This window comes from Citrobacter sp. wls757 (assembly GCF_005280935.1).
Classification (GTDB): Bacteria; Pseudomonadota; Gammaproteobacteria; order Enterobacterales; family Enterobacteriaceae; genus Citrobacter; species Citrobacter portucalensis.
The window spans coordinates 1-18,353 of the sequence record NZ_SZWU01000021.1 but is presented as its reverse complement, the minus strand read 5'-3'; the positions used below and the strand labels follow the sequence as shown (position 1 = coordinate 18,353).

General features: G+C 51.9%; 17 protein-coding genes. 4 read left to right on the top strand and 13 right to left on the bottom strand.

What is annotated here, in order from left to right:
• Positions 1–41: 41 nt before the first annotated feature.
• The 4 genes from FDW94_RS07485 to FDW94_RS07470 all read left to right on the top strand — a co-directional run bounded on the left by FDW94_RS07485 (position 42) and on the right by FDW94_RS07470 (position 4,485).
• Positions 42–470 (top strand): YqaA family protein, encoded by a 429-nt coding sequence (locus FDW94_RS07485; protein WP_003825961.1) that lies wholly within the window; start codon positions 42–44, stop codon positions 468–470.
• A gap of 77 nt (positions 471–547) precedes the next feature.
• Positions 548–2,104: a glutamate--cysteine ligase gene (gene gshA, locus FDW94_RS07480; RefSeq protein WP_008785615.1), complete on the top strand. Its 1,557-nt coding sequence runs from the start codon at positions 548–550 to the stop codon at positions 2,102–2,104.
• Positions 2,105–2,253: 149 nt separating this feature from the next.
• A complete protein-coding gene (gene luxS, locus FDW94_RS07475; RefSeq protein ID WP_003037312.1) occupies positions 2,254–2,769 on the top strand; it encodes an S-ribosylhomocysteine lyase in 516 nt (171 codons plus the stop codon).
• A gap of 345 nt (positions 2,770–3,114) precedes the next feature.
• Entirely contained in the window at positions 3,115–4,485 is a 1,371-nt protein-coding gene (locus FDW94_RS07470) for a carbohydrate porin (protein WP_137377405.1), read from the top strand.
• Positions 4,486–4,533: 48 nt separating this feature from the next.
• Here FDW94_RS07470 and emrB read toward each other — a convergent pair whose 3' ends face one another.
• From emrB to nrdH, 13 genes are all read right to left on the bottom strand, one after another.
• Complete coding sequence (gene emrB, locus FDW94_RS07465) at positions 4,534–6,072, bottom strand: multidrug efflux MFS transporter permease subunit EmrB (RefSeq protein WP_003825966.1); 1,539 nt, start codon at positions 6,070–6,072, stop codon at positions 4,534–4,536.
• 16 nt (positions 6,073–6,088) lie between these two features.
• Entirely contained in the window at positions 6,089–7,261 is a 1,173-nt protein-coding gene (gene emrA / locus FDW94_RS07460) for a multidrug efflux MFS transporter periplasmic adaptor subunit EmrA (RefSeq protein ID WP_003825968.1), read from the bottom strand.
• Positions 7,262–7,390: 129 nt separating this feature from the next.
• Entirely contained in the window at positions 7,391–7,921 is a 531-nt protein-coding gene (gene emrR / locus FDW94_RS07455; RefSeq protein WP_003037300.1) for a multidrug efflux transporter EmrAB transcriptional repressor EmrR, read from the bottom strand.
• Between the two features lie 90 nt (positions 7,922–8,011).
• Positions 8,012–8,347, bottom strand: coding sequence for an L-valine transporter subunit YgaH (ygaH, locus tag FDW94_RS07450; RefSeq protein ID WP_003825969.1), 336 nt, complete (start codon positions 8,345–8,347; stop codon positions 8,012–8,014).
• Positions 8,337–9,074: an AzlC family ABC transporter permease gene (locus FDW94_RS07445; RefSeq protein WP_003825971.1), complete on the bottom strand. Its 738-nt coding sequence runs from the start codon at positions 9,072–9,074 to the stop codon at positions 8,337–8,339. Before FDW94_RS07445 ends, ygaH begins: the two co-directional genes overlap by 11 nt.
• A gap of 122 nt (positions 9,075–9,196) precedes the next feature.
• Positions 9,197–10,381, bottom strand: a complete 1,185-nt coding sequence (locus FDW94_RS07440) for an MFS transporter (RefSeq protein WP_071445458.1) — start codon at positions 10,379–10,381, stop codon at positions 9,197–9,199.
• 190 nt (positions 10,382–10,571) lie between these two features.
• The gene (gene proX / locus FDW94_RS07435) at positions 10,572–11,567 is read right to left on the bottom strand and encodes a glycine betaine/L-proline ABC transporter substrate-binding protein ProX (protein WP_003825976.1); all 996 of its coding nucleotides are present in this window, start codon (positions 11,565–11,567) and stop codon (positions 10,572–10,574) included.
• 189 nt (positions 11,568–11,756) lie between these two features.
• Positions 11,757–12,821 (bottom strand): glycine betaine/L-proline ABC transporter permease ProW, encoded by a 1,065-nt coding sequence (gene proW / locus FDW94_RS07430; RefSeq protein ID WP_032944705.1) that lies wholly within the window; start codon positions 12,819–12,821, stop codon positions 11,757–11,759.
• A complete protein-coding gene (proV, locus tag FDW94_RS07425) occupies positions 12,814–14,016 on the bottom strand; it encodes a glycine betaine/L-proline ABC transporter ATP-binding protein ProV (RefSeq protein ID WP_003825980.1) in 1,203 nt (400 codons plus the stop codon). Before proV ends, proW begins: the two co-directional genes overlap by 8 nt.
• Before the next feature lie 354 nt (positions 14,017–14,370).
• Positions 14,371–15,330, bottom strand: a complete 960-nt coding sequence (gene nrdF, locus FDW94_RS07420) for a class 1b ribonucleoside-diphosphate reductase subunit beta (protein WP_048215699.1) — start codon at positions 15,328–15,330, stop codon at positions 14,371–14,373.
• Positions 15,331–15,340: 10 nt separating this feature from the next.
• Complete coding sequence (gene nrdE, locus FDW94_RS07415) at positions 15,341–17,485, bottom strand: class 1b ribonucleoside-diphosphate reductase subunit alpha (RefSeq protein ID WP_137377404.1); 2,145 nt, start codon at positions 17,483–17,485, stop codon at positions 15,341–15,343.
• Complete coding sequence (gene nrdI, locus FDW94_RS07410) at positions 17,458–17,868, bottom strand: class Ib ribonucleoside-diphosphate reductase assembly flavoprotein NrdI (RefSeq protein WP_003825987.1); 411 nt, start codon at positions 17,866–17,868, stop codon at positions 17,458–17,460. The genes nrdE and nrdI overlap by 28 nt, the downstream gene beginning before the upstream one ends.
• Positions 17,865–18,110: a glutaredoxin-like protein NrdH gene (gene nrdH, locus FDW94_RS07405; protein ID WP_008785607.1), complete on the bottom strand. Its 246-nt coding sequence runs from the start codon at positions 18,108–18,110 to the stop codon at positions 17,865–17,867. The genes nrdI and nrdH overlap by 4 nt, the downstream gene beginning before the upstream one ends.
• Between the last annotated feature and the right edge of the window lie 243 nt (positions 18,111–18,353).

Here is an 18,353-nt window from a genome sequence, read left to right as displayed (position 1 = left end):
GCGCATGCCGCGGGAATGGATGCTGTGGATGTCCGGTTATTGTGAGTGATGGACTGTCGCTCCTGTCACTGTTTGCCAGCAGTTTTCTCAGTGCCACGCTATTACCCGGCAATTCTGAAGTTGTTCTGGTTGCTTTGTTGGTTTCCGGGGTCAGTCATCCCTGGGTCTTAGTCTTAACAGCAACAATGGGTAATAGCCTTGGAGGGTTAACTAACGTTATCCTTGGGCGTTTCTTTCCATTGCGTAAAACATCGCGCTGGCAAGAAAAAGCCACAGGCTGGTTGCGGCGCTATGGCGCTGTCACACTATTATTAAGCTGGATGCCGGTTGTGGGGGATTTGCTGTGCCTGTTAGCCGGGTGGATGCGCATCTCGTGGGGCCCAGTTCTCTTTTTCTTATGCCTTGGCAAGGCGCTGCGCTATGTTGTTGTCGCAGCGGTTACGACACAAGGCATTATGTGGTGGCACTAATTGTGTTGTGGGATAGCCTTCAGGGTAACCAATACCATTATGCTAATTAAAACGATTTTGACAGGCGGGAGGTCAATTTGATCCCGGACGTATCACAGGCGCTGGCCTGGCTGGAAAACCATCCTCAGGCGTTAAAGGGGATTCAACGTGGTCTGGAGCGCGAAACGCTGCGTGTTAATGCAGATGGGTCATTAGCAACAACAGGCCATCCTGAGGTGTTAGGCTCAGCGCTAACGCATAAGTGGATAACCACTGACTTTGCCGAAGCATTGCTGGAGTTCATTACTCCACCCGGTGACGACATTGAGAAAATGCTCACGTTCATGCGCGACTTACATCGTTATACCGCCAGAAATCTTGGCGACGAGCGTATGTGGCCGTTGAGCATGCCTTGCTATATTGCCGAAGGTCAGGATATCGAACTGGCGCAGTATGGTTCGTCGAATACCGGTCGCCTGAAGACGCTGTACCGTGAAGGCCTCAAAAACCGCTATGGCGCGTTGATGCAGACAATCTCGGGCGTACACTACAACTTCTCGCTGCCTATGGCTTTCTGGCAGGCGAAATGCGGTGTAACCGAAGGTGAGGATGCTAAAGAGAAAATCTCCGCGGGCTACTTCCGTCTGATCCGCAACTACTACCGTTTTGGTTGGGTGATTCCGTATTTGTTTGGTGCCTCCCCGGCCATTTGTTCCTCATTCCTGCAAGGAAAACCAACAACTCTGCCGTTTGAAAAAACCGACTGTGGGATGTATTACCTGCCGTACGCAACGTCGCTGCGTCTGAGTGATTTGGGCTATACCAATAAGTCGCAAAGCAATCTCGGAATTACGTTTAACGATTTGCATGAGTATGTGGCAGGATTAAAGCGCGCGATTAAGACGCCTTCCGAGGAGTACGCGGCGATCGGTCTGGAGAAAGACGGTAAGCGTCTGCAAATTAACAGCAATGTTCTGCAGATTGAAAATGAGCTGTATGCGCCTATTCGCCCGAAACGCGTCACTCGTCGTGGAGAAACGCCATCAGATGCGCTTCTGCGTGGCGGTATCGAGTACATCGAAGTACGCTCGCTGGATATCAACCCGTTCTCGCCTATCGGCGTGGACGAGCAGCAGGTGCGTTTCCTCGATCTGTTTATGGTCTGGTGTGCGCTGGCTGATGCCCCGGAAATGAGCAGCGATGAATTGTTGTGTACGCGTAAAAACTGGAATCGCGTGATTCTCGAAGGGCGTAAGCCTGGGCTGACGTTAGGTATTGGCTGTGAAACAGCCCAGTTCCCGCTGCCGAAGGTTGGGAAAGATTTGTTCCGCGATCTGAAACGCGTGGCACAAACGCTGGACAGCATCGATGGGGGAGAGGAGTATCAAAAGGTCTGTGATGAACTGGTTGCCTGTTTTGACAATCCTGAACTGACTTTCTCTGCCCGGATCCTACGGTCTATGATTGATGAAGGCATTGGCGGCACGGGCAAAGCGTTGGGTGAGGCTTACCGAAATCTGCTGCGTGAAGAGCCGTTAGAAATAGTGCAGGAAGCTGAATTTATTGCTGAGACCGAGGCTTCAAAGCGTCGTCAGCAGGAGATCGAAGCGGCTGATACTGAGCCGTTTAGCGTGTGGCTGGAAAAGCACGCTTGATACAAAAGAAAAAGGCCACTCGGGAGTGGCCAAAATTTCATCTCTGAAAACAGGGATGATGATAACAAATGCGCGTCTTTCATATACTCAGACTCGCCCCGGAACAAAGAGTTCAGATTATTTTTAAAAAATTTATCGGAGGTGGCTAAATGCCGTTGTTAGATAGTTTTACTGTCGATCACACCCGGATGGAAGCTCCCGCGGTCCGGGTTGCAAAAACGATGAACACCCCGCATGGCGACGCAATCACCGTGTTTGATCTGCGTTTCTGCATTCCGAACAAAGAAGTGATGCCTGAGAAAGGTATCCATACGCTGGAACACCTGTTTGCAGGTTTTATGCGTAACCACCTTAACGGTAACGGCGTTGAGATTATCGATATCTCTCCGATGGGATGCCGTACCGGCTTCTACATGAGCCTGATTGGTACGCCGGACGAACAGCGCGTAGCCGACGCGTGGAAAGCGGCAATGGCGGACGTGCTGAAAGTACAGGATCAGAACCAGATCCCGGAGCTGAACGTTTACCAGTGCGGTACGTATCAGATGCACTCTCTTAGCGAAGCACAGGATATTGCGCGTCATATTCTGGAGCGTGATGTACGCGTGAACAGCAATGAAGAGCTGGCGCTACCGAAAGAGAAACTGCAGGAACTGCATATTTAGTCTTATTGATTAGCTGTTCCAGTATTTAAATTAACCCCGGTTTATGTCCGGGGTTTTTTATTGCTTAATATAATGTGTGTTTATTATATTTGCGGCGAGAATATATTTTAATTTAAATGATGCCTGACCTGTTAAATAATAAAATGTGATCTGGTAAGCAGAAAGAGGTGGATAATTAACGATGCCAGAGTGTATTGATCACATAAACTAAAAAACATAAATAATTAATAGAAAAACATAATGGAATGCGCCAGATATCCGGGTAATAACAAGACTCTTTTAATAGCCGGTAGATAGGGTTTTTATCAAATCTTATCTGGTATACATTAAACTTTAGGGATGAAAATGAAGGCTAAATATTTGGCGCTGATGATCGGTGCTTGCTTTTCTCATAACCTTTGGGCAGCAAATAATATCACTATTGAGCATCGTCTGGCTGAACTGGAGCAACGTGTTGTTAATGCCGAAAAACGGGCATCCGATGCCGAGGCACAAATTCGCTCGCTGAAGCAGCAGCAGGTCGCTGCTACGCCGACGGTGAATGTCCAGTCTGCCGAACCGATTGCAGCAGGTGAAACTCCGCCTAAGCTGACATTATCCGGCTTCAGCGATATTAAGTTCTATGGCGATGTCGAATTTAATATGGATGCGGCAAGCCGTTCCGGTAGCCTGACATCGACGAGAACGTCAGCGAATAAAGATTGGGCACCAGGAACCAATGAACGCTGGGATATTAACGGACGCCTGTTGCTGGGCTTTGATGGCTACCAGCGGCGGGACAACGGTAATTTTGCAGGGTTCTCGGTACAGCCTCTGGCGGACCTGACCGGAAAAATGAACCTCGATGATGCCGTTTTCTTCTTTGGTCGTGAGAATGACTGGAAAATTAAGGTTGGTCGTTTTGAAGCCTACGATATGTTCCCGCTGAATCAGGATACGTTTGTTGAATATTCGGGGAATACAGCGAACGATCTCTACAGTGACGGTTACGGCTATATCTATATGATGAAAGAAGGACGGGGACGTAGCGACAGCGGGGGTAACTTCCTGCTGAGCAAAACCATCGACAACTGGTATTTCGAAGTTAACACATTGCTGGAAAATGGCAGTACGTTATATACCGAGAAGCAGTACCACGGAATGGATTTAACCAACGATAAAAACGTGGCTTACGTCCGTCCGGTTATCGCCTGGCAAAATGGGCGTTTTTCAACGGCGATAGCGATGGAAAGTAACGTCGTTAACAACACCTACGGTTATTACCAAAATGGGACGTGGATCGATCAGTCAGATCGTACGGGCTATGGTTTTACCATGACCTGGAATGGTCAAAAAACGGACCCGGAAGATGGCGCAGTGATTAACCTGAATACCGCCTATATGGATGCGACCGATGAGACAGATTTTACCGCTGGGGTGAATGCGTTGTGGCATCGATTTGAACTGGGTTATATCTATGCGCATAACAAAATCGAAGCCTTCAATGCTACCAATATCGATGCCGTTTGTGAGGACGATTGCTGGATCACCGATCCCGGCAATTATGACAATCACACTATTCATGCCTCATATTTATTCCCCAATGTGATGGATATGAAAAACTTTAACATCTACCTCGGTGCCTATGCTTCATGGGTAGAGGCCAATCCGAATAATGGTGATAACAGCGAAGATGCGCGTTACGGCGGGCGTCTGAGATTCAAATATTACTTCTGATTGTAGGTCTAATAAAAAAGGGATCCGCAGATCCCTTTTATCAGATAGTTAGTGTGCGCCACCGCCGCCGCCGCCCGCACCGAAGGGCGGTTTGGCGAACCACACCAGGCCAAGCAGGACCAGGAAGATCCCCGCCGACATCCAGAAGATTTCGTTAGCGGAAATAATCAGCCCCTGATTGGTGATCTGCTGAGCTATCCAACCTGAAGCCTGCTGGTGCGTCATCCCTAAATCTTGCAGCTTATCGTACATAGCCTGTGCATTTGGGTTGTAGGGGTTAACAGATTCCGTTAGCTGCGCATGATGCAGCGACTCGCGGTTTGTCCACATTGTCGTCGTAATCGATGTGCCAATGGAACCTGCCAGCGTTCTCGTAAAGTTCGACAAGCTGGATGCCGCCGCCAGACGCTCGGGCGGCAAGCCGGACAACGTAATGGTGGTTAGCGGCATAAAGAAGCAGGCTACCGCGAACCCCTGAATAAACTGCGGCCAGGCCGATGCGCCAAAGTCCATACCCGGCTCGAACGTCCACGCACGCCAGTAGAAACAGACGGCGTACATAATAAAACTGAACGTTACCAGCCGACGCATATCCAGCTTGTGCGCGAAGCGGCCGATAATCGGAGACAGGATCACCGGAATCACCCCAACCGGCGCTGACGCCAGACCAGCCCAGGTTGCCGTATAGCCGTATACCTCCTGCAACAGCTGCGGCAGCAGGACGATTGCGCCGAAGTAAAGCATATAGGCCAGGCTGATACACAGACAGCCGATGGTAAAGTTGCGCGACTTAAACAGCGAGAGATCGACAATGGGGTGCTCGTCGGTAAGCTCCCAGACGATCAGGAAGCTGATAGCAACCACGGCGACCACAGTCAGGATGATTATCTCCTGCGAGGCGAACCAGTCCAGCTCTTTGCCGCGGTCGAGCATAATCTGCAAACTGCCGATACCGATGACCAGCAGTGCCAGACCAATGGCGTCAATGCGCCGCTGCTCGGTTTTGGTTTCCCGACCGCGCAGGGTTTGCAGTGTCATCAATACCACCACAGCCCCGATTGGCACGTTGATAAAAAATATCCAGCCCCAGTGATAGTTGTCGCTGATATAGCCCCCAAGAATAGGACCACATATCGGGGCAACAATCACCGTCATCGACCATAGCGCGAGGGCGATGGAACGCTTGGCGGGTGGATAGTTATTCAGCAACAGGCTCTGTGACAGCGGAATTAATGGACCGGCGACAATACCCTGAATTACGCGGAAGAAAATCAGCATGTTCAGGCTGGTGGACATCCCGCATGCCCATGACGCAATGACGAAGGCGATAGTTGACCACATAAAGAGTCTTACTTCGCCAAAGCGTTTTGCCAGCCAGCCGGTGATCGGAATAGAGATAGCGTTCGCCACCCCGAATGAGGTGATCACCCAGGTTCCCTGGCTCAGTGAAGAGCCGAGGTTCCCGGCGATAGTGGGGATCGCCACGTTAGCAATGGTGGAGTCCAGCACCTGCATGAATGTCGCCAGGGACAGCGCGATCGTCATAATGACGAGCTGCGCGCCTTCCAGCGGTTTTTGCTGTTGCATCACACGCACCTTTGAATTAGCCCGCGTTGGCCCGCACGATCTCTTCGATCATCTTATTGACCGGAGCAAGGTTGATTTCACGTGCATTACTTTCTGATACCGGCGTGGTACGAACCTGGCTTGCCAGAATTTGTCCGTCACGATTTGAGGTATCTACCGTAACCAGCGTAGACAAACCAATACGTAATGGATGCTGTGCCAGTTGCTGCGCATCCAGTTCGATACGTACCGGCAGACGCTGGACGACTTTGATCCAGTTGCCGGTTGCGTTCTGCGCTGGCAGCAGGGAGAAAGCGCTGCCCGTACCCATATCGAGACCGACAACTTTACCGGTATATTTTACGTCATCGCCGTAAATATCGCTGATAACGGTCGCCGGTTGGCCGATACGCATGTGCGCGAGCTGTGTTTCTTTGAAGTTGGCATCTACCCACAGGTTAGTGGCCGGAACAACCGCCATCAGCGGCGTGGTTGGGCTAATTTGCGCACCAGGCTGTACGGCGCGACGGGATACATAACCGGTCATTGGGCTGACAATTCTGGTACGTTCCAGCGCCAGCCAGGCATTGCGCACTTCGGTGGCAGCCTGTTGCACAGCGGGTTGATCTTCCAGCTTGCTACCCAGAATCATCGCCTGGTTAGCATTATATTGTTGGATCGCGACATCAAGCTGGGCCTGAGCGCTGGCGACGGCATCACGAGCGTGTTGCAGCTCTTCGCGGCCAATCAGGTTGGCATTGCCCAGCGGGACTCGGCGATTAAAGTCGCTTTGTGCCTGCGCCAGTGCGGTTTTCTGCACTTCAATGCTTGCCTGTAACTGCTTGCTGTTGATCATCAACTGGTGCGTCTGACGCACGCTGGAAGCCAGCGCAGTTTTGGCTTTTTCAAATGCCTGCTTTGCGTCTGTCTGGTCGAGGGTGACCAGCACATCGCCTTGTTTTACAAAGTCAGTGTTATCAGCCCAGACTTTCGTCACGCTGCCTGATACCTGAGCCATGATTTGAACCTGGTTCCCTGCCACGTACGCATCGTCTGTCTCTTCGACATGACGAAGTACTAAAAACCAATAAATCCCATATGCCACGGCAATGATAATAAAGAGCAAGGTCAGAAGGAGTAGCATACTTTTACGTTTGCCATTCTTCTTGACCGGTTGCTGCGGGGTTTGAGTCTCCGCATTTGCGCTCATGTTGTTCTCCACGATCTTATTTTTTTCACATCGGCTGAGCCGACCTGTTTATCAGACAGGCCAGCAGTATGCGTGCTGGCCTGTCGGTTTTTTCATTTATAAATCTGGATTTCTGAGCGAGTCAGCGCGTTAGCGCAGCGCTTCTAACACCGCGCCATCCTGCTCCATCTGATCAAGACGGGTCAGAAGTTTACGGGTAATTTGCTCAAGCTGATCTTTTTCGGTGGTGCTAAGAGACGACCAGAGCTGATGCAGGCAGTTATGCTGAGGCGGTAACACCTCTTGCAAAAAAGCATGGCCTTTCTCGGTCAATTGCAGATGCAGACAGCGGCGATCGTTATCGCTTTCACGACGTTCGATCCAGCCACGTTTTTCTAACTCATCCGCAATGCGGGTAGCGTTAGTGCGTGACGAGCCAAGCGCGCAACTCAGTTCAGAAGGCTGAATACTGTGGTTTTCCTGAGACTCCAGCGTAATCAACGCCATAAACAATGTCTCGTTAATCCCTTGAGCTTTCAGCATCTTATTGCGGTTTTCCAGCAACTTACCCTGCATGTGCATACAGAGGCGAGTCAGAAGCACTTCCTGATAAGGGAACTCTTCGTAGCGGCTGGCGCGAAATTTTAGCATTTGTTCAATGGGCGTAAACGAACTATCCATTTGGGTATAACCTCATTAATTTCAGCCGATATAGTAACGACAGTGACAAATAAAGTAAATGTATTATTTCTTTAAAATGATTGTTTTTATCTATAAGCCAACAAGCATTTTCCAGGCTAATCCATAGCCCAGAGCACTCAGTAACGTTGGAATGATGATGCTGCGGGTCTTATAGAAGCTTGCGCCCAGTATGACAAACCCCACCAGCGTAGGCACGAACCGACGAGCGTCGTGCATAACTTCTGGTGCGGTAGACACCACCAGCAGGGCGCAAATAGATGCAATGCCAATAGTGTCGAGTAGTATGCCCGTCGCGCCGCGCTTCGTCGGGCGAACATTGCCTACCCCAAGACGGAGTGGCAAATAGCGAAAACAGTAATTAACGCAGCCGACCAACAGGCCAAGTAGCAGAACCTCATAGCTCATCAGGACCTCCCTGCCAAAATGACTGGATGAGCGCCGTCAGGCATCCGCAGACAATACCTGCAAGGATAGCGGCAGGTATGGAAAACAGCATGACGCCAGCCAGCGCCCCAGCCAGGGAGGCAGTCACGCAGAGCGCTTGTTTACGTTGGAATGACGCGAGCAGGAAGCTCATAAACAGCGCCGGGAGCATGAATCCCAGTGCCGCTTCAACCGCCGGGTAATCCTTGAGTAAACCACTGCCGGAAAACGCGCCGATCACCGTACCAAACACCCAGGAGGCCCAGGAGCACAGTGCGATGCCGATCATCCAGTTTTCACTCCAGCGCCGATTATCCCGGACCAGTTTTGCCGTTGCAGCGGCAAAGACTTCATCGGTAAGGCCAAAAGCCCACAGTGCACTTTTGGGTTTACTCAGTCGCTGGGCTATTCGGCTGCGCAGGGAAGGGCCGTACAAAACATGGCGGACATCCATGGCCATGACGGTAAGGGCGGCGACCCACAGCGAACTGCCCGCAGCGAGCATGGTGGTAATGACAAACTGGCTGGCTCCCGCATAGATAATGCAGGAGAAAAAGACGCTTTCAACCGGCGTAAAGCCAAGGCGAGTGGCATTGAGACCAAATGCAAAAGCGACCGGAATATAGCTGATGACTATTGGCAGGCTGTCTTTGAATCCTTCCGTTAACGTTGCCGAACAGGATTCAGACTGGGGTACAGGGCTTTCCATAGGGTTATAGGTTTCATTACCGAAATTAATATAACTTGGCTCAATGAGTTATAACCTTAGCAGACTGATGGGCTCCTTAACACCCTGTGGAGCCCAATCAGCGGTAAACATGCACTATACGCTTAATTTACGGCTTCCTGACGGTGAAAACCTCGCCACCAGACCACCAGGTTGAGTACGGCAACGGTCGTACCCGCCAGACAAACGCCAGCCCAACCAGCATGCTGCCAGGCGGAGGCTGAAATCAGCGAACCTGCCGCTCCGCCAATAAAATAGCTGGTCATGTATCCGGCGGTCAGGCGATTACGCGCATCCGGATGAATGCGATAGATAACCGTCTGGTTGGTGATGTGTACTCCCTGAACGGTGAGGTCCAACACCAGAATACCGATAATCAGCATGGGGACTGAAGCGTGCCCAAGCCAAATAGCAAGCCAGGAGAGCAGCAGTAATAGCAGTCCTATGGTTGTGGTCAGGTGGGATTTACCTTTATCGGCAAAACCGCCTGCAGGACGTGCGCCTAACGCCCCTGCGGCACCCGCCAGACCGAACAGACCAATCATTCCTTCCGAATAGTTAAACGGCGGCGCGGCGAGCAAAAACGCCATCGAGGTCCACAGGATACTGAAATTGGCAAAAGTCAGGCAGCCCAGCATCGCGCGGGTACGCAGCAATTTATCGTGAATAAACAGGCTGAATACCGAGCCTAACAGCTGAGGATAGTTAAGATGAGTATCGGATTTCATTTTCGGCAGGCCGCGCCACAGCGCAACCGCCATCAGCGCCATTAATACTGATGCGACCCAAAATACGGTGCGCCAGCCGCCAAGATTCGCCAGTAATCCCGCCACGGTGCGCGCCAGCAGAATACCCAGCAGCAGGCCGCTCATAATCGTGCCGACAACCTTCCCGCGCTTGTCCGGTGTGGCAAGCGTTGCCGCCAGCGGAACCAAAATCTGTGCCACTACCGAGAACAGTCCGGTCAGGGCAGTACCGAGAATCAGCATACCCAGCGACTGGCTGCTGGCGGTGATCAGCATGCCGCCAGCCGCGAGCAATGTCATGGAGACAATCAGCATCCGACGTTCAAACATATCGCCAAGCGGCACTAAGAACAGCAGGCCGGCAGCGTAGCCGAGTTGGGCCGCAGTGACGATAAACCCTGCGGTACTGGCAGATAGCGAAAAGTTGCGCGCGATGGTGTCGAGCAGCGGCTGCGCATAATAGTTACTGGCGACGGCGAGGCCGGTGGCAATAGACATTAACAGGATCAGCGAAGGGCTAAGTCCCTGAGTAGTTTTCGTCATTGTTTTCAACTGAGTAATGGGTTGCAGAAAACAATCATAACGGAAGTGATTAAATGTTGCTGATTTGTTGAGTGATGGATTGTGCGATTGGGGGAGGGAGGATAGGCCGGATTAGGCGCATCGCGCCACCATCCGGCGTTTATGCGGTTACTGGCCTGATGGCGCTACACTCATCAGGCCTGCGAGTGGGTTATTTCTGCGCGGCCAGCGCTTCGTTCACCCAGCCGTCAAACTGCTGCTGGTGGGCTTTGATCCAGCCGTCAACGTGACCCTGTACGTCGGCTTCAGACGCTTTCCCGTCGTGCATCATTGCGTTCTGCGCGTTGATATCCGCCAGCGGCAGCTTCATGATGGCAAACAGTTTCGCCGCAGCCGGGTTTTTCTCCGCCCAGGCTTTATTGGCGACAATATGCATAGTGTTCACCGGGAAGCCGTAGTTGGCGCCGTTTGGCAGTTTGGTATCAATATCTTTCTGCTCGCCTGGCAGGGAAGAGAACGGCACCTGCAGCCAGACCACATCTTTACCAGGTTTCATTACGTCGCTCACCCAGTACGGTGTCCAGGTGTAGTAAAGAATGGGTTTACCTTCTTTGAAGCGGGTAATGGTGTCGGCCATCATCGCCGCATAGTTACCGTGGCTGACCTCGACGGTTTTTTCCAGATCGAAAGCTTTGTTCTGGTGGTTGATTACTGCTTCACAGCCCCAGCCCGGTGAACAGCCCATCATATCGGCTTTTCCGTCACCGTTGGTGTCAAAGATTTTGGCGATCTTCGGATCTTTTAACTGGGCGATATTGGTGATTTTATATTGCTCAGCGGTTTTCTTGTCGATCAGATAACCCTGTGCGGCACCCGTAACGAATACCCCCTCGCGATAAAACTTTTTGTCTCCGCCCGCAGCGGCGTACATATCATCATGCAGCGGCTGCCAGTTCACGGCGGTAAAAGTTGCATCGCCAGAGGCAATGGAGGTATAGCCGACGTTGTAGTCAACTTCGCTGGTTTTGTTAACGGTGTAACCCAGTTTCTCCAGCGCACGGGCGACTAACTGCGTCTGGAAGGATTCTTCAGAGATAGTGCTCTGGATTGGCTGTACGGTGATGCCTTTGCCCGGCAGGTCGGCAGCGAAAGTGCTGGTGGAGACAAGGGTGGCAAACGCTGTGGCAATAATTACTTTCTGTCGCATCGTTGTTCCTTATTACACTTCATCCTTCAAGCTGCCTCTTTGTTGGCTGCACTCATGCACTCCAGTCACGTACTACTTGTACGCTCCTGGGGATACATTCGTTTGCCGCCGCGATGCAACTTGAATGATTTTGTGCAAGTTAATGAATTGTAGGCCCGGTAAGCAATGCGCCACCGGGCAACGGGTGTATTACTTCGTGAAAGGGCGAGTGATAAGCCCAACGGGACCGGTGGTGTACCAGCGACGGTTGCCACGACTACGCGAGTCGCGACCGACGGCCTGCGTCAGGCGGTCGAGAATGATAGCGAGGATCACAATCCCAACCCCGCCGACGGTGGCAAGCCCCATATCCAGACGACCGATTCCGCGCAGAACCATCTGACCCAGTCCGCCGACGGCAATCATCGACGCGATGACGACCATTGAGAGTGCCAGCATCAGCGTCTGGTTAACCCCAGCCATAATGGTGGGCATTGCCAGCGGGAGCTGCACTTTAAACAGCATCTGACGCGGGCTGGCGCCAAACGAGCGCGAGGCTTCAATCAGATCGGCTGGCACCTGGTTAATCCCCAGAATAGTCAGACGCACGATTGGAGGCAGGGCGAAGATAATCGTCACCACTACGCCCGGGACGTTACCAATACCGAACAGCATGACAATCGGCACCAGATAGACAAACGCGGGTGTGGTTTGCATGGCGTCCAGCAGCGGGCGAACAATTTTTGCTGCCCGTGGACTGCGCGCCAACCAGATCCCCATCGGCAGACCGATCACCACGCAGAACAGCAGCGCGGTCAACACCAGCGCCAGGGTTATCATGGCCTGCGACCACGCGCCGATGGCACCGATGGCAATTAAGGAAATCAGCGTAGCAACGCCCATCCCCACGCCGGAAATCTGCCAGGCAATCAGCGCGAACAGGATAATCGCTACCGGGGCTGGCATACCTAACAGCAGTTGTTGAAAGCCGTTGAGAATGTAATCCACCGGGACACGAATGCCCTGGAAGACCGGACGGAAATGGGTAACCACCCAGTCGATCCCCTCTGTGACCCAACTGTCAAGCGGGATCAGCGTTTTATGGAACGGATCCATAATATTGAAATGCTCTGGTGCCGGCGCGGGTGCGCTGGTCAGCCAGTCCGCACCACCACCGTCAGTGGGTGCGCCTGATGGCGTACTCCAGGCATCAGCATTTTGTGCGGCACTGTCGGCCGCTGGTGTGGTGTCCCACGGATTAGTTTGATCAGCCATTGTTTACCCCCTCACGATCTAAAGCCTGTAACAGCATGCGTTTTGAAATGACGCCCACATACTGCTGTTCCTCATCTACAACCGGCACCGCGCACGGGGCCTGACCGACATGAGAAAGCAACTCGCTGAGAGGGGTTTGTGCATCTACGGCTAACGGCTCATCGATCAATGCCGCTTCAATACCTTGCGCCTGACTTAACGCTGTTTTTAATGAGTCGATAGAGACAACGCCAACGAATTTATTGCCGCGTTCGATCACGTAACCATATTCGCGATCTTTGTCCTGCAATAATTGCAGCGCAGAACGTGGACCCACCCCGGGGTTTTTACGAATCAAACCTTCGGGACTACGGCGTGAAATATCTTTCGCGCTAAAGACCTGGCTAATATCGACGCCACGGAAGAAGGTGCGCACATAATCATTGGCCGGATTATTCAGGATTTCATCTGGCGTGCCGACCTGGACCACTTCACCGTTTTGCATAATGGCAATTCTGTCGCCAATGCGCATGGCTTCGTCGAGGTCATGCGATATAAAGACCACGGTACGTTGATGCTTCGCCTGTAGTTTTACCAGTTCATCCTGCATCTCAGTACGAATTAATGGATCGAGGGCTGAGAAGGCCTCATCCATTAATAAGATGTCAGGGTTAATGGCTAATGCGCGGGCGAGGCCTACACGCTGGCGCATCCCCCCGGAAAGTTCATCCGGGTAGCCGTGAGCATAATTCTCCAGACCAACCTGGCGCAGCGCATCTAACGCTTTTTCACGACGTTCATCCGCACCAACACCGGCTAATTCCATGCCGAATGCCGTATTGTCGAGAACCGTCATGTGCGGCATCAGGGCAAAGGACTGGAACACCATCGCAATCTTTTTTCTGCGCACCTCGCGAAGCTCAGCATCGGATATCCGGGCGATGTCTACGCCGTCAATCAATACCTGTCCGCGGGTGGGTTCAATCAGGCGATTGAGAAGGCGTACCATTGTGGATTTACCCGAACCGGATAATCCCATGATGACAAATATCTCGCCTTCTTCAATGGCCAGACTGGCGTTCTTAACGCCAAGCGATAGCCCCGTTTTATCCAGAATCTGCTCTTTTGAAAGTCCTTTTTCAATATATTTGAAGGCTCTCTGGGGATGCTCTCCAAATATCTTATAGAGATTTTTAACTTCTAATTTAATTGCCATGCAATAGAATGATTCCTGTTATTTGTTTATATCGATATATTACCTGATGGAAATAGTGACCTTTTTCTACCCTAACATACTGAGAATCTGAGACAACCCTGAATTTGGTTGTGGCATGAATATTGCCAAAGGCCAGATGGCGGGACTTCCCGTGATATAAGGGCTGAGCGCGAATGTGAACGGGTTAATATTTTTTGTAAATGGCAATGAAAAATCGCCTGAATTGCTGGAATGCAGGCGAATAATGCGGCTGATATTGAGTGTAGATCACACAATTATATTTGCACGACAAAAGTGTGATCCTGTTAAAATATTTCCGCGAAAAATGTACGGTATTTTCCGTGAAAATGAGTGCTAGAAATTCCAGTCGTCATCTTCGGTTTCGACCGCTTTTCCCATCACATAAGATGAGCCGGAACCCGAGAAGAAATCGTGGTTTTCGTCAGCGTTGGGCGACAGTGCGGCAAGGATTGCCGGGTTAACCTCCGCCATTTCAGGCGGGAATAGCGCCTCATATCCCAAATTCATTAATGCCTTATTGGCGTTGTAACAAAGGAAGGCTTTGACGTCATCCACCCAGCCGGTTTCTGCATACAACTCTTCCGTATAACGCGCTTCGTTATCATACAATTCCATCAGCAGGTCAAAGGCAAAATTCTTTAACTCCTCGCGTGCGGATTCGGAAATATGCTCCAGACCTTTTTGATATTTATAACCAATGTAATACCCATGAACCGCTTCATCACGAATGATCAGACGAATGAGATCGGCGGTATTGGTCAATTTGCCGCGGCTGGAAAAATACATTGGCAACCAGAAGCCAGAATAGAACAGGAAGGATTCCAGAAACACGCTGGCTATTTTTTTCTTCAACGGTTCGTCGCTGGCGTAATGTGTCAAAACGATCTGCGCTTTGCGCTGAAGTGGGGTATTTTCCTCACTCCAGGCGTAGGCAGCATCCACGTCTTTGGTCTGGCAAAGGGTAGAGAATATAGAGCTGTATGAACGGGCGTGCACCGCCTCCATAAAGCTGATATTCGACAGCACCGCCTCTTCATGCGGCGTTAACGAATCAGCCATTAACGCTGGTGCTCCGGCAACATTCTGAATGGTGTCGAGCAGCGTCAGCCCGGTAAAAACGCGGATTGTTAGCTGCTGTTCGGCGGCGTTCAACGTTTGCCAGGCCGGAATGTCATTGGAGAGCGGGACCTTTTCCGGGAGCCAGAAGTTACTGGTCAGACGGTTCCATACCTCAAGATCTTTATCATCCTCAATCTTGTTCCAGTTGATGGCGCTCACGCGGGATAATGTCATTTTCTCCTCCTTACAGCGCGCATGACACGCAGCCTTCGATTTCGGTGCCTTCCAGCGCCAGCTGGCGTAGTCGGATGTAGTACAGGGATTTGATGCCCTTACGCCAGGCGTAAATCTGCGCTTTATTGATATCGCGCGTGGTGGCGGTATCGGGGAAAAAGAGCGTCAGTGAAAGCCCCTGATCGACATGGCGCGTTGCTTCAGCATAGGTATCAATGATTTTTTGTGGGCCGATCTCATAGGCATCCTGATACAAGGCCAAGTTCTCATTGGTCATAAACGGGGCAGGGTAGTAAACGCGCCCGGTTTTGCCCTCTTTGCGAATCTCCACTTTCGACACGATCGGGTGAATGCTTGACGTGGCATGATTGATGTAAGAGATAGAACCGGTGGGTGGAACCGCCTGTAAATTCTGGTTATAAATGCCGTAGCGCATCACATCTGCACGCAACTGTGACCACATCTCGCGCGTCGGCAGCGTAATGCCGCTGGCGGCAAACAGCGTGCGAACCTTGGCGGTTTTTGGTTGCCAGTCGCCCTGCAGATACTGGTTAAAATACTCGCCGCTGGCGTAGCGCGATTGTTTGAATCCGGCAAAGGTTTGACCGCGCTCGCGGGCGATCTTCATTGACGTATTCAGCGCATGCCAGGTGATGGTATAGAAATAGAGATTGGTGAAATCCAGCCCTTCCGGCGAACCGTAGGCGATCCCTTCCCGCGCCAGATACCCGTGCAGATTCATCTGCCCAAGACCAATCGCGTGCGACGCGCTGTTTCCGGCCTCAATCGAGGGCACGCTGCGGATATGGCTCATGTCCGAAACGGCGGTTAAGCCACGAATCGCCGTTTCCACGGTACGACCAAAGTCGGGTGAATCCATGGTATGGGCAATGTTTAACGAGCCGAGATTGCAGGAAATATCGTGCCCGGTCTGCGCGTAATTGAGATTTTCATCGTAGGTGGAGGCACTGTTAACCTGCAAAATCTCCGAGCACAGGTTGCTCATATTGATCCGACCTGCAATCGGATTGGCGCGATTCACCGTATCTTCAAACATGATGTAAGGATAGCCAGACTCAAACTGGATCTCGGCCAGCCGCTGGAAGAAATCGCGGGCGTTAATGAATTTTTTGCGCACACGTTCGTCGGCAACCAGTTCGTCATACCGCTCACTCACGTCGATATCACCGAAAGGTTTGCCGTAAATCCGTTCCACGTCATACGGTGAGAACAGCGCCATTCGGGCATTTTCTTTCGCCAGTTGAAAGGTAACATCCGGGATCACCACGCCAAGCGAGAGCGTTTTGATGCGGATTTTCTCGTCGGCGTTTTCGCGCTTGGTATCGAGAAAACGTAAAATATCCGGATGGTGTGCGTGCAGATACACCGCCCCCGCACCCTGACGTGCCCCGAGTTGATTCGCATAAGAAAACGCATCTTCCAGCATTTTCATTACCGGTATCACCCCAGATGACTGGTTCTCAATACGCTTAATGGGCGCACCTGCCTCGCGCAGGTTGGAGAGTAAAAATGCCACGCCGCCGCCGCGTTTGGAGAGCTGAAGTGCGGAGTTGACCGCCCGACCAATAGACTCCATGTTGTCTTCAATACGCAACAGGAAGCAGGAGACCAGCTCACCGCGTTGCTGTTTGCCGCAGTTTAAAAAGGTTGGTGTGGCGGGCTGAAAGCGCCCGGAGAGCATTTCATCGGTCAGCTGTATCGCGAGCGTTTCATCGCCCTGCGCCAGCGTGAGCGCCACCATCGTGACCCGATCCTCAAAGTCTTCGAGATAGCGCTTACCGTCGAACGTTTTCAGTGTATAGCTGGTGTAGAACTTCCATGCGCCGAGGAACGTCTGGAAACGGAATCCGCTGGCGTGGGCGTGATCGAATAGCTTCAGCACGAACGCGCGATCGTAGCGGGCTAACACGCTGGCATCGTAATAGCCTTCATCCACCAACGTTTCCAGGCGCTCCTGCTGGCTGGCAAACGCCACCGAGTTTGGGCGAACGTGGGCGGCAAAGAAGGCCTCCACGGCCTGATGGTCTTTGTCGAACTGAATGCGCCCGGCTTTATCGTACAGATTCAGCATGGCGTTCAGGGCGTGATAATCCAGCGTTGGCTGCATTACACGTTCTGCGGTTGTCGTTGCCAAAATTCGCTCACTCCTTTTCGAACGTTGTCGATATCGCTTTGGGTGCCCATCAGCTCAAAGCGATAGAGCCACGGCACGCCGCATTTTTGTGAGATGACATCACCCGCGCGACCGTAGGCGTCACCGAAATTACGATTGCCGGAGGCGATCACTCCACGGATTAACGCCCGGTTGTGCGTATCGTTTAAAAAGCGGATCACCTGTCTTGGGACCGCGCCAGCAGTGCCGCCGCCGCCGTAGGACGGCACGATTAATATGTAAGGTTCGTCTACCCGGATCCGCTCGCGTTCGTTAAGCGGAATGCGGATGGCTGGCAGCCCCAGACGCTGCATAAAGCGGTGCGTATTTTCGGAGCTGCTGGAGAAGTAGACGAGCTGACTCATGCGCTGGCCACACGGTGTTCCGGATGCAGACGGTTGATCATGTCCGGGCGAAACCCTGACCAACTGGTTTCACCCGCGACCACGACCGGTAGCTGGCGAAACCCTTGATCGCGCAGGCTATCAGCCAAATCGGGTTGTGAATCGACGTTTACCATCTCAAAGTCAAAACCACGGCTTTCCATTGCCCGTTTGGTGGCGTGGCACTGAACACAGTTATTGCGAGTGTAAATAATAATACGCATGATTCGTATTTCCATTTAAAAATAAAGGATCGGCGCGATAGAGGGCGTCGGGTTGTATGTGTCCTGATAGAAGAGATACTAGATGTAGTTTTAAAAAGATTCAACCATACAAGATATGGGAATTTTAGATTGATGATGAGCGGGGTGATGAGCGTGGCGGGGGAAGTGGTATGTACCATCGCAGGTTGCCGGATGGCGACGCGTCGCGTCTAATCCGGCCTTGTATTATCCTCTCTGTGCAGA